The sequence below is a fragment of the Mycobacterium sp. 94-17 genome, assembly GCF_035617725.1.
In the GTDB taxonomy this organism is placed as follows: domain Bacteria; phylum Actinomycetota; class Actinomycetes; order Mycobacteriales; family Mycobacteriaceae; genus Mycobacterium.
Map to the genome: position 1 here is coordinate 1 of NZ_JAPIYN010000095.1, position 425 is coordinate 425.

General features: G+C 65.2%; 1 protein-coding gene. It reads left to right on the top strand.

Features of this window, described 5'->3' with window-relative positions:
• The coding region (locus OQ789_RS25815; RefSeq protein WP_324689263.1) for an AMP-binding protein at window positions 1-425 on the top strand (425 nt) is incomplete at both ends.

Here is a 425-nt window from a genome sequence, read left to right on the forward strand (position 1 = left end):
CATTCGTATGCGTTCGATTTCTCGGTGTGGGAGATCTGGGCGGCGTTGCTTGGTGGTGGGCGGTTGGTGGTGGTGCCTGATGTGGTGACTCGTTCGCCAGAAGAGTTCCACGCCTTGTTGGTTCGTGAGCGGGTCACGGTGTTGACGCAGACTCCGTCGGCGGTGGCGGCGTTGTCTCCGCGGGGGTTGGAGTCGACGGCGTTGCTGTTGGGTGGGGAGGCGTGTCCGGTGGAGGTGGTGGATCGGTGGGCGCGGGATCGGGTGGTGATCAACGCCTATGGGCCTACCGAGGCCACGGTGTATGTGTCGATGAGTGCGCCGCTGTCGGTGGGTGTGCCGGTGGTGCCGATCGGTGCGCCGGTGGCGACCACGGCGTTGTTTGTCCTTGATGAGTGGTTGTCTCCGGTGCCTGCCGGGGTGGTGGG